Source organism: Plesiomonas sp. PI-19, assembly GCF_021368255.1.
Classification (GTDB): domain Bacteria; phylum Pseudomonadota; class Gammaproteobacteria; order Enterobacterales; family CAMTGL01; genus Plesiomonas; species Plesiomonas shigelloides.
Genome location: NZ_JAJNMQ010000001.1, coordinates 1,813,222 through 1,832,331, shown reverse-complemented (window position 1 = coordinate 1,832,331; position 19,110 = coordinate 1,813,222). Strand labels below are relative to the sequence as shown.

At 52.1% G+C, this 19,110-nt stretch carries 20 protein-coding genes and 1 tRNA gene; 8 read left to right on the top strand and 13 right to left on the bottom strand.

Annotation, left to right across the window (positions count from 1 at the left end; genetic code table 11):
* Positions 1 to 124: 124 nt before the first annotated feature.
* Positions 125 to 976 (bottom strand): deoxyribonuclease IV, encoded by an 852-nt coding sequence (gene nfo, locus LQ901_RS08310; RefSeq protein ID WP_233672135.1) that lies wholly within the window; start codon positions 974 to 976, stop codon positions 125 to 127.
* A 608-nt stretch (positions 977 to 1,584) separates the two neighbouring features.
* On the opposite strand from nfo, the gene LQ901_RS08305 reads away from it, so the two are divergent.
* A complete protein-coding gene (locus tag LQ901_RS08305) occupies positions 1,585 to 1,974 on the top strand; it encodes a surface-adhesin E family protein (protein ID WP_152109125.1) in 390 nt (129 codons plus the stop codon).
* A 126-nt stretch (positions 1,975 to 2,100) separates the two neighbouring features.
* On the opposite strand, the gene LQ901_RS08300 is transcribed toward LQ901_RS08305, so the two are convergent.
* Positions 2,101 to 2,763, bottom strand: a complete 663-nt coding sequence (locus tag LQ901_RS08300) for an HAD family phosphatase (protein WP_233672134.1) — start codon at positions 2,761 to 2,763, stop codon at positions 2,101 to 2,103.
* Between the two features lie 367 nt (positions 2,764 to 3,130).
* On the opposite strand from LQ901_RS08300, the gene LQ901_RS08295 reads away from it, so the two are divergent.
* Complete coding sequence (locus LQ901_RS08295) at positions 3,131 to 3,808, top strand: triacylglycerol lipase (RefSeq protein WP_233672133.1); 678 nt, start codon at positions 3,131 to 3,133, stop codon at positions 3,806 to 3,808.
* A 36-nt stretch (positions 3,809 to 3,844) separates the two neighbouring features.
* Positions 3,845 to 4,432 carry a molecular chaperone gene (locus LQ901_RS08290; RefSeq protein ID WP_064977511.1) on the top strand — a complete coding sequence of 196 codons (588 nt, stop codon included), beginning with the start codon at positions 3,845 to 3,847 and terminating at the stop codon, positions 4,430 to 4,432.
* Between the two features lie 209 nt (positions 4,433 to 4,641).
* Here LQ901_RS08290 and LQ901_RS08285 read toward each other — a convergent pair whose 3' ends face one another.
* The 4 genes from LQ901_RS08285 to LQ901_RS08270 all read right to left on the bottom strand — a co-directional run bounded on the left by LQ901_RS08285 (position 4,642) and on the right by LQ901_RS08270 (position 9,084).
* Positions 4,642 to 5,208 carry a lipoprotein gene (locus LQ901_RS08285; RefSeq protein WP_010861980.1) on the bottom strand — a complete coding sequence of 189 codons (567 nt, stop codon included), beginning with the start codon at positions 5,206 to 5,208 and terminating at the stop codon, positions 4,642 to 4,644.
* A gap of 200 nt (positions 5,209 to 5,408) precedes the next feature.
* A complete protein-coding gene (locus tag LQ901_RS08280; protein WP_010861979.1) occupies positions 5,409 to 6,332 on the bottom strand; it encodes a diguanylate cyclase domain-containing protein in 924 nt (307 codons plus the stop codon).
* Between the two features lie 116 nt (positions 6,333 to 6,448).
* Positions 6,449 to 8,608 (bottom strand): YccS family putative transporter, encoded by a 2,160-nt coding sequence (gene yccS / locus LQ901_RS08275; RefSeq protein ID WP_036768525.1) that lies wholly within the window; start codon positions 8,606 to 8,608, stop codon positions 6,449 to 6,451.
* A gap of 20 nt (positions 8,609 to 8,628) precedes the next feature.
* A complete protein-coding gene (locus tag LQ901_RS08270) occupies positions 8,629 to 9,084 on the bottom strand; it encodes a YccF domain-containing protein (protein WP_039046166.1) in 456 nt (151 codons plus the stop codon).
* A gap of 235 nt (positions 9,085 to 9,319) precedes the next feature.
* On the opposite strand from LQ901_RS08270, the gene helD reads away from it, so the two are divergent.
* Together helD and LQ901_RS08260 are read left to right on the top strand one after the other, a co-directional pair.
* Positions 9,320 to 11,497 (top strand): DNA helicase IV, encoded by a 2,178-nt coding sequence (helD, locus tag LQ901_RS08265; RefSeq protein WP_233672132.1) that lies wholly within the window; start codon positions 9,320 to 9,322, stop codon positions 11,495 to 11,497.
* Between the two features lie 222 nt (positions 11,498 to 11,719).
* Positions 11,720 to 12,112, top strand: coding sequence for a VOC family protein (locus LQ901_RS08260; RefSeq protein ID WP_039046168.1), 393 nt, complete (start codon positions 11,720 to 11,722; stop codon positions 12,110 to 12,112).
* Between the two features lie 76 nt (positions 12,113 to 12,188).
* On the opposite strand, the gene LQ901_RS08255 is transcribed toward LQ901_RS08260, so the two are convergent.
* Complete coding sequence (locus LQ901_RS08255; protein ID WP_010861974.1) at positions 12,189 to 12,647, bottom strand: methylglyoxal synthase; 459 nt, start codon at positions 12,645 to 12,647, stop codon at positions 12,189 to 12,191.
* A 128-nt stretch (positions 12,648 to 12,775) separates the two neighbouring features.
* The gene (locus LQ901_RS08250; protein WP_064977515.1) at positions 12,776 to 13,465 is read right to left on the bottom strand and encodes a DUF2057 family protein; all 690 of its coding nucleotides are present in this window, start codon (positions 13,463 to 13,465) and stop codon (positions 12,776 to 12,778) included.
* A gap of 201 nt (positions 13,466 to 13,666) precedes the next feature.
* On the opposite strand from LQ901_RS08250, the gene LQ901_RS08245 reads away from it, so the two are divergent.
* Positions 13,667 to 14,083 carry a CoA-binding protein gene (locus LQ901_RS08245; protein ID WP_064977516.1) on the top strand — a complete coding sequence of 139 codons (417 nt, stop codon included), beginning with the start codon at positions 13,667 to 13,669 and terminating at the stop codon, positions 14,081 to 14,083.
* A gap of 108 nt (positions 14,084 to 14,191) precedes the next feature.
* On the opposite strand, the gene hspQ is transcribed toward LQ901_RS08245, so the two are convergent.
* The gene (gene hspQ / locus LQ901_RS08240) at positions 14,192 to 14,509 is read right to left on the bottom strand and encodes a heat shock protein HspQ (RefSeq protein ID WP_010861971.1); all 318 of its coding nucleotides are present in this window, start codon (positions 14,507 to 14,509) and stop codon (positions 14,192 to 14,194) included.
* A 369-nt stretch (positions 14,510 to 14,878) separates the two neighbouring features.
* The gene (gene rlmI, locus LQ901_RS08235) at positions 14,879 to 16,069 is read right to left on the bottom strand and encodes a 23S rRNA (cytosine(1962)-C(5))-methyltransferase RlmI (protein WP_010861970.1); all 1,191 of its coding nucleotides are present in this window, start codon (positions 16,067 to 16,069) and stop codon (positions 14,879 to 14,881) included.
* Positions 16,070 to 16,230: 161 nt separating this feature from the next.
* Between rlmI and yccX the strand changes: the two genes are divergently transcribed.
* A complete protein-coding gene (yccX, locus tag LQ901_RS08230; RefSeq protein WP_010861969.1) occupies positions 16,231 to 16,503 on the top strand; it encodes an acylphosphatase in 273 nt (90 codons plus the stop codon).
* Here yccX and tusE read toward each other — a convergent pair.
* Both tusE and LQ901_RS08220 read right to left on the bottom strand, forming a co-directional pair.
* A complete protein-coding gene (tusE, locus tag LQ901_RS08225) occupies positions 16,500 to 16,838 on the bottom strand; it encodes a sulfurtransferase TusE (protein ID WP_036768522.1) in 339 nt (112 codons plus the stop codon). The two genes, yccX and tusE, sit on opposite strands and share 4 nt — an antisense overlap.
* Before the next feature lie 130 nt (positions 16,839 to 16,968).
* Complete coding sequence (locus tag LQ901_RS08220; protein ID WP_064977517.1) at positions 16,969 to 17,625, bottom strand: Bax inhibitor-1 family protein; 657 nt, start codon at positions 17,623 to 17,625, stop codon at positions 16,969 to 16,971.
* Positions 17,626 to 17,975: 350 nt separating this feature from the next.
* Between LQ901_RS08220 and LQ901_RS08215 the strand changes: the two genes are divergently transcribed.
* Positions 17,976 to 18,063: transfer RNA gene (locus tag LQ901_RS08215), tRNA-Ser, on the top strand.
* A gap of 319 nt (positions 18,064 to 18,382) precedes the next feature.
* Here LQ901_RS08215 and LQ901_RS08210 read toward each other — a convergent pair.
* Complete coding sequence (locus LQ901_RS08210; RefSeq protein ID WP_064977518.1) at positions 18,383 to 19,048, bottom strand: response regulator; 666 nt, start codon at positions 19,046 to 19,048, stop codon at positions 18,383 to 18,385.
* Between the last annotated feature and the right edge of the window lie 62 nt (positions 19,049 to 19,110).

The following is a 19,110-nucleotide window of genomic DNA, read 5'->3' as shown; positions in this document are numbered from 1 at the left end:
TAAAAAGGGAGACTGCGAGTGTCTCCCTTTTTCTTTGCTTTTTTCTGGCTTCTATCTATTGGCTATTGGCGCTATTCGCACATTGGCTCGTGGTTTCTCGCCAGCGGCACTTAACCATTGATGCTTACGCAGCGTTGGCCAGCGATTTTAACCATGCAATTTCTTGCGGCCAGATATCTGGATTTACGGTTTCCAAAATCAAGGGAATGCCGTCAAAACGCGGATCGGCCATGATAAATTCAAAGGCCGGTTTACCAATATTGCCAACGCCGAGGCTGTCATGGCGGTCTACGCGGCTACCTAGCGTGCTCTTGGCATCGTTGATGTGCATGCCGCGCAGATACTGAAAACCAACCACGGCGTCGAAGTCGGCGAAGGTCTTAGCGCAGGCGTCCAGAGAGCTTAAATCATAGCCTGCGGCGAAGGTGTGGCAGGTATCGATACAAACTCCGACCCGACTTTTATCTTCGACCTGCGCAATAATTTCTGCCAGATGTTCAAAACGCCAGCCCAGATTAGAGCCTTGTCCGGCCGTATTTTCGATCACGGCGGTCACCCCTTGGGTTTGCGCCAGCGCTAAATTGATGGATTCGGCAACTTTGGCCAGACTTTCACTTTCACTGATTTTGTTGAGATGACTTCCCGGATGAAAATTCAGCAAAGTCAGACCCAGCTGCTCACAACGCTGCATTTCATCTAAAAAGGCAGCGCGCGATTTTTCTAAGGCTTCACTTTCCGGATGCCCCAAATTAATCAGGTAACTGTCATGCGGCAGGATTTGCTCTGGGCGAAAGCCCGTTTGCTCGCAGGCCTGTTTGAAGGCGGCAATCATTCTGTCAGTCAGTGGCGCAGCGTTCCATTGGCGCTGATTTTTGGTGAAGAGGGCAAAGGCGGTGGCATTGAGCTCTTTGGCGCGCCAAACCGCTTGATCTACGCCGCCAGCGGCACTGACATGGGCACCGATATATTTTGTCATCGCTTAACTCCTTCTGATCTCGGTCGTGGTGCGCTGATTTATCGCATGACATGCATGCAATAGAGAGCGTGGTCATCGCCGGCGATCTTGTTGTTGTCGTGGGCACTATGCCCGTGTTGGCATTATGCCGCAGGCTGAATCGGTTTACAGCAGAAACGGTGATTCGCGTCACGAATTAATGGCGGTAGACAGAAAAAGTTACCTACGCTTGATCACAGGCACAAGGAGGCGCTCTGCCGGTTGTAAACCTCAGTGTGATGCTCGAAATTTCCGAGCTCACCAGACGATTACAGCTACTTTCCTTGTTATCCAGCGGCTGCTTTAGTCATACGCTGAATATACAGTTTGCTGAATAACAGGCTGATTGAGCGAAAACCAATCGAGTACAAGCTGAGCGGATTAGCTTAAGTAATAACTTAGGCAATAACTCAAGCAAGCAATAACTTAAGCAGATAGGGGCGCGTATGAACCGATTAGGTAAACTGGCCGAAGTTCGCTTACGTGGCGTTAACACTGTGCCATCCCGTTCATCTCACAAGCAATCCAGTGTGCAATCTAGCTCTCACGTCTCTTGGGTTTCTCAAGTCACATGGAGGATGTGGGTTGGGTTGTCAGTTTTCACTTTACTGACATTGATGGTATCCATTTCGGCACAGGCGGCAGAGGAAACGTGGAAACCGCTGGGCAGCACTGCCGATGGGCAAGTGTATGTCGATACAATGACCGCCACGACGGACGACAAAGGCATTACTCATGCGCAGGTGCGCTTAGATTATATCAGCCCCACAGAGATTGGTACGCTACTGTTAGTCGGGCAGCAAAGCCAAGTCCGCTTGGATTGCGCGCAAAAGCAAAGCGCCACGGATCGTATTTCGGTCACCCAGCAAGATGGCAAGCGATTCATCATGGCCAGCTATGAAGCAGCGCCTTTTGAGCAAATCCCCGCCGGTTCAGCTAATGCACTGCTGATGAGCGAACTGTGCTCGCGAGCCATGTAGATGTGCTGTAAGCGGCCAAGTGCAGAGAGCTAAAACAACACCCTCGCGTGAATAACTGACACGGTATGGAATAAAACAACGGCTGCCACGGTCAAACGGGCAGCCGTTAATGTCTCTGCGTTGGCACTAGACCGGTGCGTTCCAGCACAACACTGTCCAACCTTGGGCTAGTGCTACGCTGTGCAGTTTGCGATCGGGGTTGATGACATACGGTCGATCGGTGGCTGACAGCAGCGGGATGTCATTACGTGAGTCGCTGTAGCCAAAACTGCGCTCAATCGAGTAAGGCGGATGTTCGGTCAGCCACTGCTGTAAGCGGATAACTTTCCCTTCTCGGTACGTCAGTGTGCCGCAGCTCTGGCCAGTGTAGCAGTCATCGCGGGTTTCTAGCTCGATGGCTAAACTGTGCTCGATACCCAATAAACGCGCAATCGGATGCACGATGTGTGCAGGGCTGGCAGAAATCAGCAGTGGAATATCACCGCGCTGGCGATGCCAATCGAGGCGTGCTATCCCTTCTGGGTAAATTCGTGGCGCAATCATGTGCGTGACGAATTGTTCTACCCGTTCTTGGATTTCGCTCACTGACAGGCCGCGTAGTGGCGTTAAGGTGAAATCGAGATAGGCAGACATGTCCAACGCACCTTTACGGTATTGCTGCATCATTGCTTGCTCGGTGGCCAGCATGCTAAAAGGCGCCATGCCGGTATTCACCATATATTCCAGCCACAGGCTGGCACTGTCCCCGGCGAGCAGGGTGTCATCAAGGTCAAAAATTGCCAGAGCCATATCGGGAAATCCTAACAGACAGAGTAAAACTGACCAAAAAACATGATTCAGCGCATAGGCTTACCTTACACGTTGGTGCGCGTTGGCTCTAGTGACATTTTTATTTTTGTGTCCCCCATCAGGCTGATAGGTGCGGAGCAGTATTTCACCCTTCTGGCACGGCAATAATAAGAGAATCAGTCATAATTGTGTGATGCGAAGCGGATAAGTTAGCTTAAGTGCGTGTGAGCGCCGGTGGGGCATGAAAAGATATTCATGCGGATAAGAAATATACCGTACTTGACTCCGAGCAATGGCTCGTCGGCTGTAATGACGCTTGAGTTAACGGTCTATTGACTAAAAGTTTTGATAAAAAAGGTTGTGTACGATGCCACAAGAACGTCAAGGTCTGGTGATAGTGATACACGGTCTGTTTATGAATCGGCTGATCATGCAGCCGTTTACCGATCGTCTGCATTATCTGGGTTGGCAGACCGAAACATTTGCCTATAACTCGTTAAATATCGAGCTGGAAGAGATTTATCAGCGTTTGGATAATTTGCTGAATAATGCGCACGATATGCCGGTGCACTTAGTTGGCCACAGTCTCGGCGGGCTGATCATTCGTTATTATTTGCACCAGCACCGCCCACGCGGCGTGAGCAGTGTGGTGACGCTGGGCACCCCGCATCAGCGGGCCAGTAGTGCCGAACGGTTGCAGCAATTGGGGATGGGGTGGCTGATTGGTAATTCGGGTAGTCACGGGTTATTGGAAAGCGATTTGCCCGATCATTGGGATGTCCCTATTCCTTTGGGCACTATCGCCGGAACCACCGCGGTGGGGATGCGGCCGTTATTATTCTGGCAGCTGGATCAAGAGCCGAGCGACGGTTTAGTGTTGGTGCGTGAAGCTTGTTTGCCGGGGGAAACCGATCATATTGATGTCAGCGCGACCCATACCAATATGATTTACACCTGGGATGTGATCCATCAAGTGGATCATTTTATGCAGTATCAACGCTTTGATCATGAGGCGGAAGATGCGCCGGCAGCGGTAAACGAGTAAACTCCGCTTTTTGTTTGATTAGCCGCAGGATCTGCCATGAACACCTTTTCAACCTTATGCCGTTTGTTCGGCACGCTGTTTTATCGTCGTCCGGATGATGCGGTGATGCCGCCAGTACTTAATATGCTGCAGCAAGGTGCCCTTAGCGAAATGTGGCCGCTGGTATTGAGTGATAACAGCGAGTTTGCCCTCAAGCAGTTGCGTCAGCCGCAAGATGTGGCGGCACTGTGCACCGATTATAGCGAACTGTTTGGCGATAACGGTGCCGTATCACTGCTGGCTGAACAGCATGGTATTGATGTTCAAGGCTTTGCGGCTTTCCAACAGCAAGTGGGCATGCCGGGCGCAGGCACGGTAGCGGGTGGTCACTTTGGTCAGATGCTGCTAACGGCCTCATGGGTTGAAGATCAAAGCGCAGAAGATGAAGTGTCGGCGCAAGAGGCGCTGTTCCAGCACTATCTGTTGCCAACCGCGGCGAAAGTGTTGGGGCAAGTTGAGATGCATGCCAAAACCGGCTTCTATCGCGCGCTGGCGGTGCTGACCCGCGAAGCCCTGTCAGCCATGGCTGATGAGCTGGTGGAGCAGTTAGAAGCGCAAAATGGCGATGAGAGCGATAACGCTTGATATGACCATTAACCGATTGGTGTAAACACGCGTTGCTGGTTACACAGCCTGCTACATAGTTTGCCACATACGAAAAAGCCCCTGCAGTGCAGGGGCTTTTTTTAACACAGAGATAACGTGATCACTTTTCCCATCGCTGTATTTGTTCAGCAGTGCTGACAAAGTCAGCCAGCCCAAATTCAGCGTTGATCGTCATTCAGAAGCCGTAATTATTCAGACAGGGGAATAATAATTTTACCCGGTTTGATTTCAATGCCTTTCGCTAGCTGACGTACCAGTGCTTCTTCTTTACTGCGGTTTGAATCCAGCACATAAACCGGTGTCTGGTTAAAGAACAATTGCAGTGAGTTTTTCAGGTATGGCATCAGCACTTTGGTGCTTTTTTCCAGTGATTGTGGCGTTACGGTGGCATTCAGCAGCTGCATTTCACGCAGATAGATAGCACCGGTTTCACTGTCAAAGTATGGGCGAGCGGCTAAAGAGAGCGCCACGTCGGCATGCTCTTGTCCCACCAATGTGCTCAGATTCAGATCGGCGGTGCCGTTCAAAATCACCTGATTTGGCTCAGCGCGCCCGATTTTTGCTTGCATGTCCTTCAGGGTAATGTTCGCTTCAAAAACGCCCGGCAGACCCAGTTGCTTTTGGAATTCCACTTTTTGCTGCAGGTACTCGTTCACCTGTTGCTCAGTCAGTGCGTACTGAGTTAATTGGCTACACGCCGCCAGCAGGGCGGTACACAGCAGGGCAGCAAACATCATCTGAATTTTTTTGAACATGGAAGGCATCTCTGAATTTCTTGAAAACGGTGGCAAAGAATACCGTTTACATTCTGAAAAATCGAGTCAGAACGTGCTTCATCGCACAGAAAGCCTTATTTTATCTTGTCAACGTGGGGAGAACCGTGCCGTGCAAAGCACTTTTTTCATCGGCAGAGAAAGCAAGATAGATTACTAAAAACAACAGATTACGGAATGTTTTAGGTGTCGAGCCAATACTTAATTTGATTGCGCCCCGATTTTTTGGCGTGATACAGCGCTTGGTCGACGCGATCCAGCAATTCATCGCCTGTTTCATTACTGGGCGTTATAGAAACAACCCCGATACTCACGGTAACAATATTGCCGGTGTCCGGCGACATATTGTGCGCCCATTGTTGCTGGCGAATTTTCTGGCAAAGGAACTCGCCGTACTGGCGAATTTCGCCTTCGTTGGTATTGGGCAAAATAATGGCAAACTCCTCACCACCGTAGCGATATACACGCTCAGAGGCGCGCCGAGTCGTGGATTGCAGCACTCTCGCCAGTCGTTTCAGGCAGCTATCGCCCTCTAGATGACCATAAAAATCGTTGTACAGTTTGAAGTGATCCACATCCAACAGCGCCAACCCCAGCGGCTGGTTGGTGCGCGCATGGCGGCGGATTTCATTATCTAAATCCACATTCAACGCGCGTCGGTTATACACTTCCGTCAGACCATCTAAGTTGACCTGCTGGCGCAGTAAATCCGCCTGTTTTTTCAAACTTAGCTGAATCCCCACACGGGTTTTGACCACCGTGGCATTAAAGGGTTTGGTGATAAAATCGACCGCGCCACTTCTTAGCGCTTCGATCTCTTCTTGTGGATTGTGGTATTTGGTGATGAAAATCACAGTGATATCGCGGGTGAGCGGATCTTGCTTGAGCATTTTGCAGGTATCAAAGCCGCACAGCCCGGGCATTTCGATATCCAGCACAATCAAATCGGGCTGCCTTTCACGTGCGACATGCAGCGCGGTTAACCCATCCATCGATACCAGTATTTCGCCATACGGCTTGAGGATCGTGCTCAGCAGCATCAGCGTGGCGCGCGAATCATCAACCAGCAAAATGCGCGGGATGTAGCGGATAGGGGCGTATTCCATGACATGCTCCGAAAGCGGCCGGCATCGAGCACCAAAATAACTATCATGCATGATTGCGATGACAGTTATCTTGCTTCTGTCTGCCGGCCGACAGCGGGGCCGCTCACTGCGCTGCGCTAGCTTGCGCTCCCCTCTGCATAACGGCAGACAATTTTTTGTGTCAGTGAACTGAGTTCGTTCAACATTCTGTTAATTAAGCCTAGCTGTTGCAGAACAAAACGCGAGTCCGAATCTTGCAGATCTTGCTCTAAAAGTGACTGCGCAAATTGCTGTGTATTGTTGTGCTCAGGGGCAGGGCAGGCTTGCAACTGCGCCGAAACTGCTTGTAGCTGATGCAAAATATGCTGACTGACCTCTTTTAGCAGTGTGCGTGATTCGGCGTTATCTGGCAGCTTATGGCGGTGCGCCCCCAGCGCGGAGATATAGCCCAGCATGGCATGATTCAGGCACAGCAAGCGAAAGCCTTCTTCGAGGATGCGCCGTGAGCGTAGCGGCTCTGAACTCATGTTGGAGATCACCGATGCCAGCTCGGCATCGGCGTTGTGCGCTGCGCGCCGAGCGATGCGATAGCTCAGGCTGTCATCCTTACCTTGCTGATACTGGGCAATCACTTCGCTCAGATAGCTGGTATTGCTGTCGATGGCACGCTGGATCACCAGTGGCAAACGGCGATAGCGCCAATCCGGCCACACAAATGTCACGGCCAGCCATGCGATCCCGCAGCCAATCAGGGTGTCGGTGACTCGCGGAATGGCGATATCAAAACCGGCTCCCATCAAGTTAAAGCAGAACAGCACCAGCATGGTAATGAAGGCGGTGGCGTAGCCGTATTGCACGGTACGAAAGGCAAAAAACAGCACGCCAAGAACGACAATCAGCACCAGCTGACCTTCTTGTGACGGGATCAGATACAGCAGCGGTAAGCCGGCGATAATTCCTGCCAAGGTGCCGAGTACCCGCTGACGTAAGCGCAGACGGGTGGCACTGTAGTTAGGCTGGCAGACAAACAAACTGGTCAGCAAAATCCAGTACCCGCGCTCCATATTAAACGCCATGATGCAGGCATAACCGGCGCACAGTACCAGCGACATCCGCACGGCATGGCGAAACAGCGCGGAACCGGGCGTTAGCTGATTGCGAATGCGCGTCCAGATATCACGAATGCCGTGCAACCCATCGTCAGCCAGCGTGTTGTCTTGTGGCAAGCCAATGATCTGCTCAGACTCAATATGCGACAGCTGCCAGTCAATCGCTTGTAAATTACGCAGCACAAAATTGAGCGAGGCCAGCAGACGCTTATCTTCCGCTTGCTGCGGCTGATGTCGCTCCAGCGAGGCATTGAGCAGATTAAAGGCGCGCTCAAAGCGAAAATCGTGGTTGTAGTCATCGCCACTGATAATTGACTTGGCTAACTGACGGCAGGCTTTGGCCTGCAACAGCAGCAGGCGCTGGAAGCGAAATAGCACATCGGAGTGGCGAAAGCGCTTGGCCAGTGCGTGATACTGGTTATGCGCCGAGCTGGCGCGTTCGTGAATGTCTTGCGCCACAAAATAGTAGCGCAGCAAGCGGCGCGTACTGCGTTGGCCACGGTCGCCTTTCAGGCGTGATAACAGGGAAAGCTTGGTCTGGTTCAGGCTACTAACCAGTGCGCCATTACTGAGCGCAACCTGAATTTGCAGCTCATCATAGCGGTCAGCTTCATCGGGGTCGAAAAAGGCGCTCTTGGCATCCAGATAGCGCGCCAGCAGTTCATAGCAGTTGGCCAGATTTTCCTGCACCGGTCGTACAGGGCGCAGCGCATGGCTGAGCAGCGCAATCAGGCTGTACCACACCGCACCGGCTAGCAGCAGCAAGGGTTGCTGATACCAAGTATCGTACAGCGTCACCCCCAGCATGGTGTAAATTGCAATCAGCAGCGCACCAAAAGAGATGGTGGCGTAGCGCTGACCAATCGCGCCCAGCATGGTAAAGCAGAACGAAGAGATCAAAAGGCCAATGGCAAACAGCCACGGGTAGGGGAATAAGATCTCAATGGAGACCGAAGCGATAAAAAAGCACAGCAGCGTGATAAAAATATTGCGCAAGCGACCACTGAGGCGATCATCAAGATCGGTCAATGCGGCGGCGACTACCCCCAGCGTGACTGGAATGGTGGACAGCACCTCACCGGTCAGCCAAGGAAAGAGCGCCGCCCCTGCCAAGGCGATGAAAATCATCAGGCAGTATTGGAAGCGGCTATTATTTAACGAGTGACGAAGTCGGGAAAACGAACCCATAGATGGTACTGAACGTCCTGTTAGCGGCGATAGCGGTCAATCGTGATCTGCGCTTTTTCATTGCGAATTTGACGCGCTAATTCACTAGGAACGACGCGGCGACCGACAGGCCACAGTGCCACAACGGCCAATTTGAAATGGGCGATCCCAACCGGAATACCGATCAGAGTCAGGCACTGGCCGATTCCCACGGCAATGTGCACCAGACACAACCACCAACCGGCAATCACAAACCAGATGACGTTGAGCAGAAAACCACCGGCAGCGAGCAGAGAGTTGCTGCGGTTTTCCAGATCGTCGACTTTCACGACATCGTTACCGTATGGCACTAACGACATCTTGGTGATTTCCCAACATGCGCGGGTGAGTGGTAAGGTAACGATACACACAATGCTGAGCAGGGTAGCTAAAAACCAGCTGATTGTGGTGATGAAGCCACCCATTACAAAGTTAAAAATATTCAGTGCAGTTGCCACGGGATGACTCCTGTAAAAAGCAATTATTGTGCTGATTTTAGCGTGTTTTTCGCAATAACGGCAGCAGCTTGTTACGCCAAGCGGCATTATGCCATACCCTGTATGCAGGATAAGCGCTTTCTGTTCTACCTTGTTGGTTAGCAAGCCGTGTACGGCTCAGTTCGAGCTACCCTCGGCTGCTGAATTAACAGCAATATAACCGCAACACAATGATGCCAAGGATGACGTAGCCGCAATGAAACTGACTGCCACCCGCCTCGGACGCCGACTTTCGCAGCACCCTTTTCACACCGTTGAAGTGGTGAATGACGCCCTGTGCTTTAGCCGCGGTATGCCCACCGATGAGCGCCGTCATCAACTTCGCACTGAATCGCATCGCGATGCTCAATCTCGCAGTGAACAGTTAATTGTCCCGTTTCGGCAGCTGCTCGCCCTAGAAATACGCCGTGGCATTGTGTGGGGTGAGTTGCAAGTGGTGTTGGCCGAGGGCGAGACGATCACCTTGCATGGTACCGATTGGAATGCCACCCGCGCCTTTTGTGCCGAGTTGGAAAGTCGCTGGCAGCAGTGGACACAAGAGATGCTACCGCTGGTGTTGCAAGCGCTGGCGCAAGCAGGGGGGCCACTGATCAGCCGCCTCAAAGCGTTGCGCTGGTTGGCCCACGATGAGCTGCAACAGCTGCAGCAGACGATTTTGCAAGCGTGGCAAGCGTTACCGATAGCCCCACAGCGCGTTGCCTGTTTGGAGGCATGTGCGGAGCCTTTTAGCTTCTGCCAACGTTGGCTGGATGAAGGCGAAGAGCTGACGCGACGTTACAACCAGCAGTTTATCCAGCGTCTGCGCCAGCAAGAGTTTGATTTGTTTGGTGGTTGCTTACCGCCAGCTGCGCAGCCGACGGAATCGCAATTAGAGGCTTTGCTCCTTAACGAACCTCGGGTTCTGGTGCAGGGTATTGCGGGCAGCGGGAAAACCCATATTGCCGCTGCGCGCGCCGCATGGCTGATGCAACAAGAGGGCGCGCAAGCGTCGCAGATTTTGCTGTTAGCCGGCGCTCCCGCTAGCCGTGAGCGAATGTTGCAGGTGCTGCGATCTACACTGGGCCAAGACGCGGAGTTACCCGCGATATGGCTGATGCATGAGTTGGGCGCGCATATTGTGGCGCAGGCTGATAGCCGCAAGCTGAGCGAGCTCAATGCGTTAGAAACAGATCATGCAGCGCGCTGCGCGTTCTGGATTGCGCAGTGGCAAAATCAGTGCAGTGAGAAGGCCGCGCAAGCCAAAGGTTGGGCGCAGTGGTTAGGCGAAGAGTTGGGCTGGCCATTAGCGGAGGAGGCATTTTGGCAAGATCCTGCGCTATGCGCTCGATTAAGCGTTCGTCTCGATCGCTGGTTGATGTTGCTGCGTCGGCAGGCGGGCAGTCAGAAAAGTTGGCTTGAGTCGCAGGTGGATGAAGAGATGCAGCCAGCACTGCAGAAAAAACTGCGGCTACTGAATCCACTGTTAAAAGCGTGGCGCACTCACCTCAAAGAGGCGCGTACCCAAGATAGTCTGACGCTAGAGCAGCAAGCGCAAGACTTGCTGGCGGCAGGCCGCTATGTCAGCTTGTTTACCCACATTATTTGCGACGATGCGCAGCTCTTGTCACCGCGGCAACTGGACTTGCTGCAGCCGTTGGTCGCACATCGACAGACCCGTTTCTATGCCCTTGGCGATGACTGGCAGCGCATCACCCGTTATGTTGGCGATGGCACTTCGCTGCGCCGCGATGTTGCTGCCCGTTTTGGTGAGCCGTATCGCATCGCGCTCGATACCGATTTTCGTCAGCCTGCAGCAGCTGTGGCAGTGAACCAACGTTTAGCGCAGCAGCACCCGGATTATCGGGATATCGAGTGGCATGGCGCCAACAGTGATAAATCTAATAATGCGAGCAAACACCCAGTGCGCATTTTACCGGAAGGCGAATTAGAGCCGCTGTTGGATTTACTCTCCGGCGTGTTGCAGCCAACGCAATCCGTGGTCATTAGCGGCCGCTCAGCTATACAGCGACCGGCTTGTGTGGACTACGCGGCGCGGCGCTGGCCACGCCTGTCTTTACGCTATATCCCGCTGAATGAGTTGATAGGCATCGAGTGCGAGCACCTCATTTTGACGGGTTTGCAGGGCGGCAGTGAGGGCTTTCCGGCACCCGTGCGGGAAACGCTGGTCGAACAGGCGCTGTTACCGCCCGCCGAATATTTTCCTGATGCCGAAGAGCGACGCTTATTGTATTTGGCGCTAACTCGGGCGCGGGCGAAAACCTGGCTGTTAGCCGCCGATTCCACTGATTACTCGGCTGAGCATAATGTTGAACCATCGCGGTTTTTGGCGCGCTTGCGCGAAGCTGACGTCCCGTGTTATCGGCGAGCACAATAATTACGATGCTCGATGAGGCCAATCATTGGCCATTGAGTATTGGCTATTGGCTATTGGCTATTGGCTATTGGCTATTGGCTATTGGCGATGGCTGGTATCGAGTATTGAATAGCAGTGGTAGCCGTACAGGGTCACAAATTGGTGCTATGGTGGGGCGGTACGGTCAATTTCTACGCCGCTAACTATGCTGACGCTATGCCAGTGCAATAACAGGAGAGTGCTATGTTAACCCTTTGCTCGCTCGACCATTTGGTTCTCACAGTGCAGGACATCGAGCGTACGGTCGATTTTTATCAGGATATTCTGGGCATGCATGCCGAGACGTTTGGCAAAGAGCAGCGCACGGCTTTGCACTTTGGTGAGCAAAAGATCAATTTGCATCCTGCCGCTAGACCTATTCAACCTTGCGCCGCAACCCCGATGCCGGGCAGTGCCGACCTCTGTTTATTGACTAAAACGCCGTTAGATGAAGCGATGCGCTGGGTTAAAGCCAATGGCGTTCAGATAGAAGAAGGGCCGGTACAGCGCACTGGCGCAACCGGCCCTCTATTATCGTTCTATATCCGCGATCCCGATGGCAACCTGATAGAGATTGCTAATCGCTTGGTATCCTAACGCGGCGCACTATTTTTTGGGTATCGCGTTAGTAAATTGCGTCCGTGCAGCGCGTTTCTGAACCGATAGCTAAGAATCAGCCAAGACGCTCACTCAGGTAGCGCTGGTAATCTGGGATCTCAATGTCGACCGGCTCATTGAACAGGTGGGATTTGATCAGGAAATTGGCGGTAGCGCGGTTGGTGGCAACCGGAATATTCCACACGGCAGAAATACGCAGCAGTGCTTTGACGTCTGGATCGTGCGGCACGGCATTGAGTGGGTCCCAGAAGAAGAACAGCACATCAATTTTGCCTTCAGAAATGTACGCGCCCAATTGCTGATCGCCGCCCATCGGGCCGCTCAGCAGGCTATGAATGGAAAGACCGGTGGCGCGGGATATCAGGGAACCGGTGGTTCCGGTGGCATACAAATCGTGGTTGCGCAGGGTGTCGATATTTTCTTCAACCCAGCGCAGCAGGGCCTCTTTGCAGTGGTCATGGGCCACCAGTGCAACCTGCTTGCGGGCCTGCATCGTACGGGTTGTGATATACATCATGCGTTCCTTCCTGAAATCTCTGCACAAGAAATCGGTACAACACCGATTTCCGGCACGGTAACTGACTATACAGCCACAGGCTGTGAATTCTCAGACAAACCGTGCCGGATCAGCGCAGGGCAGGATTACGGACGAGCGTGATCTTTAGCCCAGTTCATAAAGCGCTGCTGGGTTTTGGCATCGGCTTGCTGGAACCAGTACTGTAACATTTGCTCCGGCACATTTTCACCCTGCAAGGTAACAGTTTGCTGGGTAACCGCGGTATTTGCGGCAGTTGCCGCACCGGCTGCTACCGGAATGGCCAAGGTCGCGGTCATGGCTGGTGCCAAGTTGGCTACGGCAGCCGCAGAGCTGGAGTGGTTATAGGTTGCCAGAGCTTCTTGGATATTGCGGGATGACATCAAGCCATCAACGGCCAGCACGTCTGATTTGTACGGGACAGTTTTGCCGTTTTGGTCGACCAAACGGAAATCCAGTGATTGATTGAAGCGCTTACCATCGCTATCGGTATTCAGCTTTGGCAGCTCGATAGTCAGTTTTTGATCGGCGCTGGCATCGAATGACGCCACAATCGGTGCTGAGGTAAACAGAGTTTGGTCAGAGCCGGAGCGAACAATCTTCTCAACGCGGAACAGGATCTGGCTGGTCTCGTTTGGCAGATTCACGTGTGGGGTGCTTTTCAGCAGTCCGCTGGGCACTTTCTGGCCGTCTACCATCAGCAATTCAACGTCAGTTGGAACAGTTAAGCTGGCTGCCAGAGCCGGAGTTGCACAGGACAGGGCCAGCATCCCAGCGTAAAGATGGCTCAATTTCATTATTATCTCCTTAAGGTTGCCGGTTCTTACAGGCCACTGCAGATCTTTCCGGCTTAAATGCTATACAGCAATACAGATGCATAAAACTGTGAGCAAAAGATGCCGAATCATACAACACTTTGCAATCACTTCCTGAGCCGGATATAACAGTGTGACTAAGATCATATCGTCTTTTGCGAATTATCGTAACAGGAGGTTTCCATGCACGAAGACTTGATCCGTGAGGTATTACAGTCGACGCGAACCATTGCACTGGTGGGGGCGAGTCATAAGCCGGAGCGACCAAGTTATCGCGTGATGGCGTACTTGCTTGAGCAAGGGTATCACGTCATTCCGGTTAATCCGGGGTTGGCGGGGCAGAAATTACTGGGGCAGGAAGTCAAACGCACGCTGGCGGAGATTGATGAACCGGTCGATATGGTGGATGTTTTTCGCAGTGCCGATGCGGCTTATGAGATTGCTGGTGAAGCCATCGCTATTGGCGCTAAATCGCTGTGGCTGCAGTTAGGGGTGATTAACGAAGAGGCGGCGGCGTTGGCACAAGCGGCGGGGTTAAAGGTGGTGATGGATCACTGCCCGAAAATTGAAATTCCGCGTTTAGGTTTAGAGAAAGCCTGATACGCGTGCTTCACTTCGCCTAAAAAAAGAGCCACATCATTTGCTATTGGGCATCGATGTGGCCTTTGTGTTTGGTGCAAGATTTTGAGCATCAGCGCTGTGCATGTATTAATGCAGCGCCCGATTTTTTTCCAACTCTTCGACAATGGTGTCGGCCAAATCGTCTAAGTTGGGTTGGTCGGGGTGCAGTGGCAATGTTTCGCGATCCAGCTGCATCTCGGCAATATACGTGTGAACCGGCTCGCCCTCTTCATTCTCCATGACCACGTGATACCACGGAGCCAAGCGAAGGGCATCATCAATCCCCATTTCTGCCGGGGTCGGTTTTTGCAGTGAATATTCGGCGTCTACGTCCAGGATGACACCGAGAGAACCCAGCATCTTGTGGCGAACCTGCTGGCCGGGTTTAAATTTCACGGCAATCATGATGACCTCCTAAAAAATCTGACGTCTTACCTCTTAATCTGGGGGAGTAATCGGATAATTTCAAGAGCGTAACCGTAATCTTATTGCTTCTTACTCTCTATTAGACCGCGCATGTTATCGCTTGCTCCCGCCCTGAGCAGCAAAAGCGTAAAAATAAATGATGTTGGATGTTTTAGAGAAAACAGTAAGAAATAACAAATAGATAGAGGGAAGTCGCTATGGAAAAAATCGCTACAGAAGAAAAGCAGAGGCAAAAGGAAAAACAAAAAAGGATATGAAGAAGTAGCGCTGGGTAGTGTGGGGCACTACCACCCAGCACAAAGCAAACGGCCACTGCATGGAAGTACAGTGACCGAATCGGCAGCGTGCTTAGATCACGCGGCAGGCGAAGCCTTTCAGGTACAGACCTTCTGGGTAGGTACTCAGTACAGGGTGATCTGCTGCTTGCGTGAATTGCTCAACGAATTGCACTTCACGTTTGGCATCCAGCGCAGCGTCGGCCAGAATTTTCTGGAACAGGCCAGATTCCATCAGACCTGAGCAAGAGTAGGTCAGCAGCGTACCGCCCGGATTGAGCAGTTGCATGGCCAGCATGTTGATGTCTTTGTAACCACGGCAGCCGCCAGCCAGTTGGCCTTTGTTTTCAATGAACTTTGGTGGATCCATGATGATCACATCAAACTTCTCGCCCTGCTCACGGTATTCACGCAGCAGCTTGAAGACATCAGCGCGAACGAACTCGGCGCGGCTCATATCAAAACCGTTCAGCTCGGCGTTTTGACGGGCGATATCCAGCGCTGGCTGGGATACATCCACGTTCACCACTTGCTTACAGTTGCCTTTCAGAGCAAACAGGCCAAACGCGCCGGTATAGCAGAAGCAGTTCAGCACTTTTTTGCCATTCACATAACGGCTGGCCGCCAAACGGCTTTCACGCTGATCAAGGTAGAAACCGGTTTTGTGACCTTCTTTGATATCCACCAGAATTTGCACGCCATTTTCACGAATTGGCAGCAGTTTTGGTGGCTCTTCACCGTGCAGCAAACCGGTCACTTGCTTTAAGCCTTCTTTCTTACGCACGGCGACATCAGAGCGCTCATAGATGTTGCACTCTGGATAGCATTCGCGCAGGGCATTCATCAGGTTCAGCCGCTGGAACTCTGCACCGGATGAGAGCAGCTGCAGCACCAAAAAGTTATCGTAACGGTCAATGGTGATCCCTGGCAGGCCATCAGATTCACCGGCAATCAGGCGATAACCGGTCAGGTCATCACGCGCTGCGACCACATTACGCCACTGCTGGGCTTGCTGCAGGCGGCGAACAAAGAAATCTTGATCGATCTGCTCGTCACGATCGAATGTCCACACGCGGCCGCGAATTTGCGAGTCAGCGGACCATGCCGCACGGGCCAGCCAGTTGCCGCCTTTGTCAAAAACATCCAGCGTCTCACCGGACAACGGTTTGCCTTCCACGCGCTCGATGGCACCGGAGAAGATCCACGGGTGGCGGCGGAGTAATGATTTTTCCCGGCCTTTGGCCAGAATGATACGTGCAGACATGGTTATATGCTCAGCAGGAACGGTAAATAGAAATGGGGCGCTATTCTCGGTGACACGCGCAAGAAATGCAATCTGAGTTCAGTATCACGTCTTGTCGTTATTCAGCCGGATATCCGCTCGATTATAGGCGATACTCAAAAGAGGGGACAGCAGGAGGGGACATGAGCAATATCAGCATGAAAATCTCGGTAGCCGGTCATGTGCAAGGCGTGGGATTTCGTTACTTCACCCAACAAAAAGCGTTGGCGATGGGGATCAAAGGCTATGCCAAAAACCTCAACGATGGGCGTGTCGAGGTACTGGCTTGTGGCGATGAGGAGACGATCAACCGCTTTATTAACTGGCTCAGCGAAGGCCCCCGTTCTGCCACCGTTGAGTGTTTGATGGCAGAAGAGGTACCCTTTTGCGAATTGGGAGAATTTGAAATCCGTTAAATACACTTAACCGGTTTCGGCAAACCCGCAATCTTGGTGGCCTGTTTGGCAGGACCTTCAGGGAACAGCTTATACAGATAGCGGCTGTTACCTTTTTCCTCGCCATACTTTTGAGCCATGGCTTTCACCAGCATACGAATGGCCGGTGAGGTGTTGTATTCTTGGTAAAACTCGCGCACAAAGTGCACCACTTCCCAGTGTGCTTCGGATAACGCAATTCCTTCACGTTCGGCGATCAACAGCGCGAGCGCTTCGCTCCAGTCCTGACTGTTTTTAAGATAACCGTGGGCATCGGTATCGATCACACGTCCTGCAAATTCCAAAGGAGATGTCATGCCTTTCAGGCTCCGGTGTCAAGGATTCAAAGGGAAGGTATTTTGCGCTGAAATCCACAAAAAACAAACCCTGCCTTAGCAGGGTTTGTTGGGTGTACGTGAAAGTCGGTATTCACGCCATTGTCATCACTTATTCGTCACGCATGATGCCCAGAATGCTGAGCAGGCTGACAAACAGGTTATACAGGGAAACGTACAGGCTCACTGTCGCGCGAATATAGTTAGTTTCGCCGCCGTGAATGATGTTGCTGGTTTCAAACAAAATCATCCCAGAAGAGAACAGAACAAACAGGGCACTGATTGCCAGATGCATGGCTGGCATCTGCAGGAAAATCCCCGCGACCATCAGCACCAGCAGCGCGATAGCGCCAGCAGTTAACATACCGCCCATAAAGGACATGTCTTTACGGGTAGTCAGCACGTAAGCCGAGCAGCTAAAGAACACCAACGCCGTTCCGCCCAGCGCAGTCAGGATCACATCACCGGCACCGGCTTTCAGGAACATTCCCAGCAATGGGCCTAAGGTGTAGCCCATGAAACCGGTCAGCGCGAATGTAGCGACCAGACCTTTAGCACTGTTGGCATAGCGTTGGGTTAAGAAAAACAGGCCATAAAAACCGACCAGCGTCAGAATCATTCCCGGACGTGGCCAACCCATCAGCATGCTGGTGGTGGCGACGGCCGCAGAAAAGGCGAGGGTTAAGCCCAACAGGAAATAGGTATTACGCAATACCTTGTGGGTACTTAACAGGCTCGTTTCACGTTGCGTGATAACGATAGGTTCCATGGTCTATTCCTTCTTCAAATCAAAAGTTATTGAGAACAAAATAAAAAAACACAACGTACATGCGGTACGTGCTAATCAATCAAAGGCCGCATAACGGCAAACGGGTGACGTTCTTTAATTGCGTCGCCTCATTAACGTGATGTGTTGCTTATTACGTGAGTGACAGGGCTACCTGTTACCCGGCGATGATAGCGGATTCTTACCCACTACGAGATAAATATGCGGGCAGATGTGATCTGTTTCAAGTCTCGTGCGGATTAAAAAGCAGCAAACTGCATGAAATCTCAGCAAACAGTTCAGCGAGGCTTTACATTCACGGCAGTGACGATTATAGTGCGCCTCAACAAAACGGAAGAGTGGCCGAGTGGTTGAAGGCACCGGTCTTGAAAACCGGCGACGCGAAAGCGTTCTAGAGTTCGAATCTCTACTCTTCCGCCAAATTTCGAAACCCCGTTGCTGAAAAGCAACGGGGTTTTTTGCTTTCTAGCTTGCACATATATCCCATACGCGGTGATGCTAGGATACCGATGTGCTCATGTCGCTAACGGCGGTGCTGGGCTCGTTGGTATTGGAATGCGGTTTGGTGTGAAATAAGGTGCGATATTGAAATGCTGAGTGAGGCGTTGAGTTAGATTTTGTGGCGTTGCGCTATCTTCAGTAGCGATATGGCAATGTATCGATATGGCCACACTGCCGGCAGGGACCGGCAGAGCGAGAGACGTTAGTCAGAGCTTATCCGTGCATGAATGTCACGCACTTAAGACGACCACTGATTTTTATATTCTAGATACAGCACGGTAGCGGCAACCCGTGAACGAACGTTCAGTTTGCGCAGCAGGTTACGCACGTGCACTTTCACGGTCTCTTCCGAAATGAATTGTTCAGCGGCAATTTGCTTGTTAGACATGCCACGAGCAACCCCTTGCAGGATGTCCATTTCACGTTGCGTTAATTCGGCCAGCGGATCGGTAATTTGGGTGCGCGAGCTCAAATAGCCCGACACGGTTTCGCTGAACACCTGTTGCCCTTGTGCTGCTTCACAAATTTGGCTGAGCAGCAATTCTGGCTCGCTGTCTTTCAGCAGGTAGCCATCAGCGCCTGCATCGACCAGCGCATACACATCGCTGCGCGCATCAGAAACGGTCAGGATAATAATGCGCGCATCAATGCCTTCATTACGTAGCGCATGCAGGGTATCTAGCCCAGATAACCCCTTCATGTTCAAATCCAGCAGGATGATATCTGGTTGAGTACGGCCAGCCAGCGCAATAGCTTCACTGCCACTGCTGGCTTCGGCAACGATATCAAACGTCGGCTCTAGCTCCAGTAACTGACGCAGACCACGGCGCATCAACGGGTGATCATCCACAATCATCACGCTGTACGTGGCGGTGGTGTTCGGTGTGGTGTGGTTGGTATCCATCAATTCTGTCCTAATTTTTGCGTGTCGGTTTATCGGCAGTAAACCAACGTTGTCTGAGTCGA

Coding starts and splice junctions, on each gene's coding strand:
- nfo (WP_233672135.1), bottom strand. CDS start 976: ATGACAAAATATATCGGTGCCCATGTCAGTGCCGCTGGCGGCGTAGAT.
- LQ901_RS08300 (WP_233672134.1), bottom strand. CDS start 2,763: ATGGCTCTGGCAATTTTTGACCTTGATGACACCCTGCTCGCCGGGGAC.
- LQ901_RS08295 (WP_233672133.1), top strand. CDS start 3,131: ATGCCACAAGAACGTCAAGGTCTGGTGATAGTGATACACGGTCTGTTT.
- LQ901_RS08290 (WP_064977511.1), top strand. CDS start 3,845: ATGAACACCTTTTCAACCTTATGCCGTTTGTTCGGCACGCTGTTTTAT.
- LQ901_RS08285 (WP_010861980.1), bottom strand. CDS start 5,208: ATGTTCAAAAAAATTCAGATGATGTTTGCTGCCCTGCTGTGTACCGCC.
- LQ901_RS08280 (WP_010861979.1), bottom strand. CDS start 6,332: ATGGAATACGCCCCTATCCGCTACATCCCGCGCATTTTGCTGGTTGAT.
- yccS (WP_036768525.1), bottom strand. CDS start 8,608: ATGGGTTCGTTTTCCCGACTTCGTCACTCGTTAAATAATAGCCGCTTC.
- helD (WP_233672132.1), top strand. CDS start 9,320: ATGAAACTGACTGCCACCCGCCTCGGACGCCGACTTTCGCAGCACCCT.
- LQ901_RS08260 (WP_039046168.1), top strand. CDS start 11,720: ATGTTAACCCTTTGCTCGCTCGACCATTTGGTTCTCACAGTGCAGGAC.
- LQ901_RS08255 (WP_010861974.1), bottom strand. CDS start 12,647: ATGTATATCACAACCCGTACGATGCAGGCCCGCAAGCAGGTTGCACTG.
- LQ901_RS08250 (WP_064977515.1), bottom strand. CDS start 13,465: ATGAAATTGAGCCATCTTTACGCTGGGATGCTGGCCCTGTCCTGTGCA.
- LQ901_RS08245 (WP_064977516.1), top strand. CDS start 13,667: ATGCACGAAGACTTGATCCGTGAGGTATTACAGTCGACGCGAACCATT.
- hspQ (WP_010861971.1), bottom strand. CDS start 14,509: ATGATTGCCGTGAAATTTAAACCCGGCCAGCAGGTTCGCCACAAGATG.
- rlmI (WP_010861970.1), bottom strand. CDS start 16,069: ATGTCTGCACGTATCATTCTGGCCAAAGGCCGGGAAAAATCATTACTC.
- yccX (WP_010861969.1), top strand. CDS start 16,231: ATGAGCAATATCAGCATGAAAATCTCGGTAGCCGGTCATGTGCAAGGC.
- tusE (WP_036768522.1), bottom strand. CDS start 16,838: ATGACATCTCCTTTGGAATTTGCAGGACGTGTGATCGATACCGATGCC.
- LQ901_RS08220 (WP_064977517.1), bottom strand. CDS start 17,625: ATGGAACCTATCGTTATCACGCAACGTGAAACGAGCCTGTTAAGTACC.
- LQ901_RS08210 (WP_064977518.1), bottom strand. CDS start 19,048: ATGGATACCAACCACACCACACCGAACACCACCGCCACGTACAGCGTG.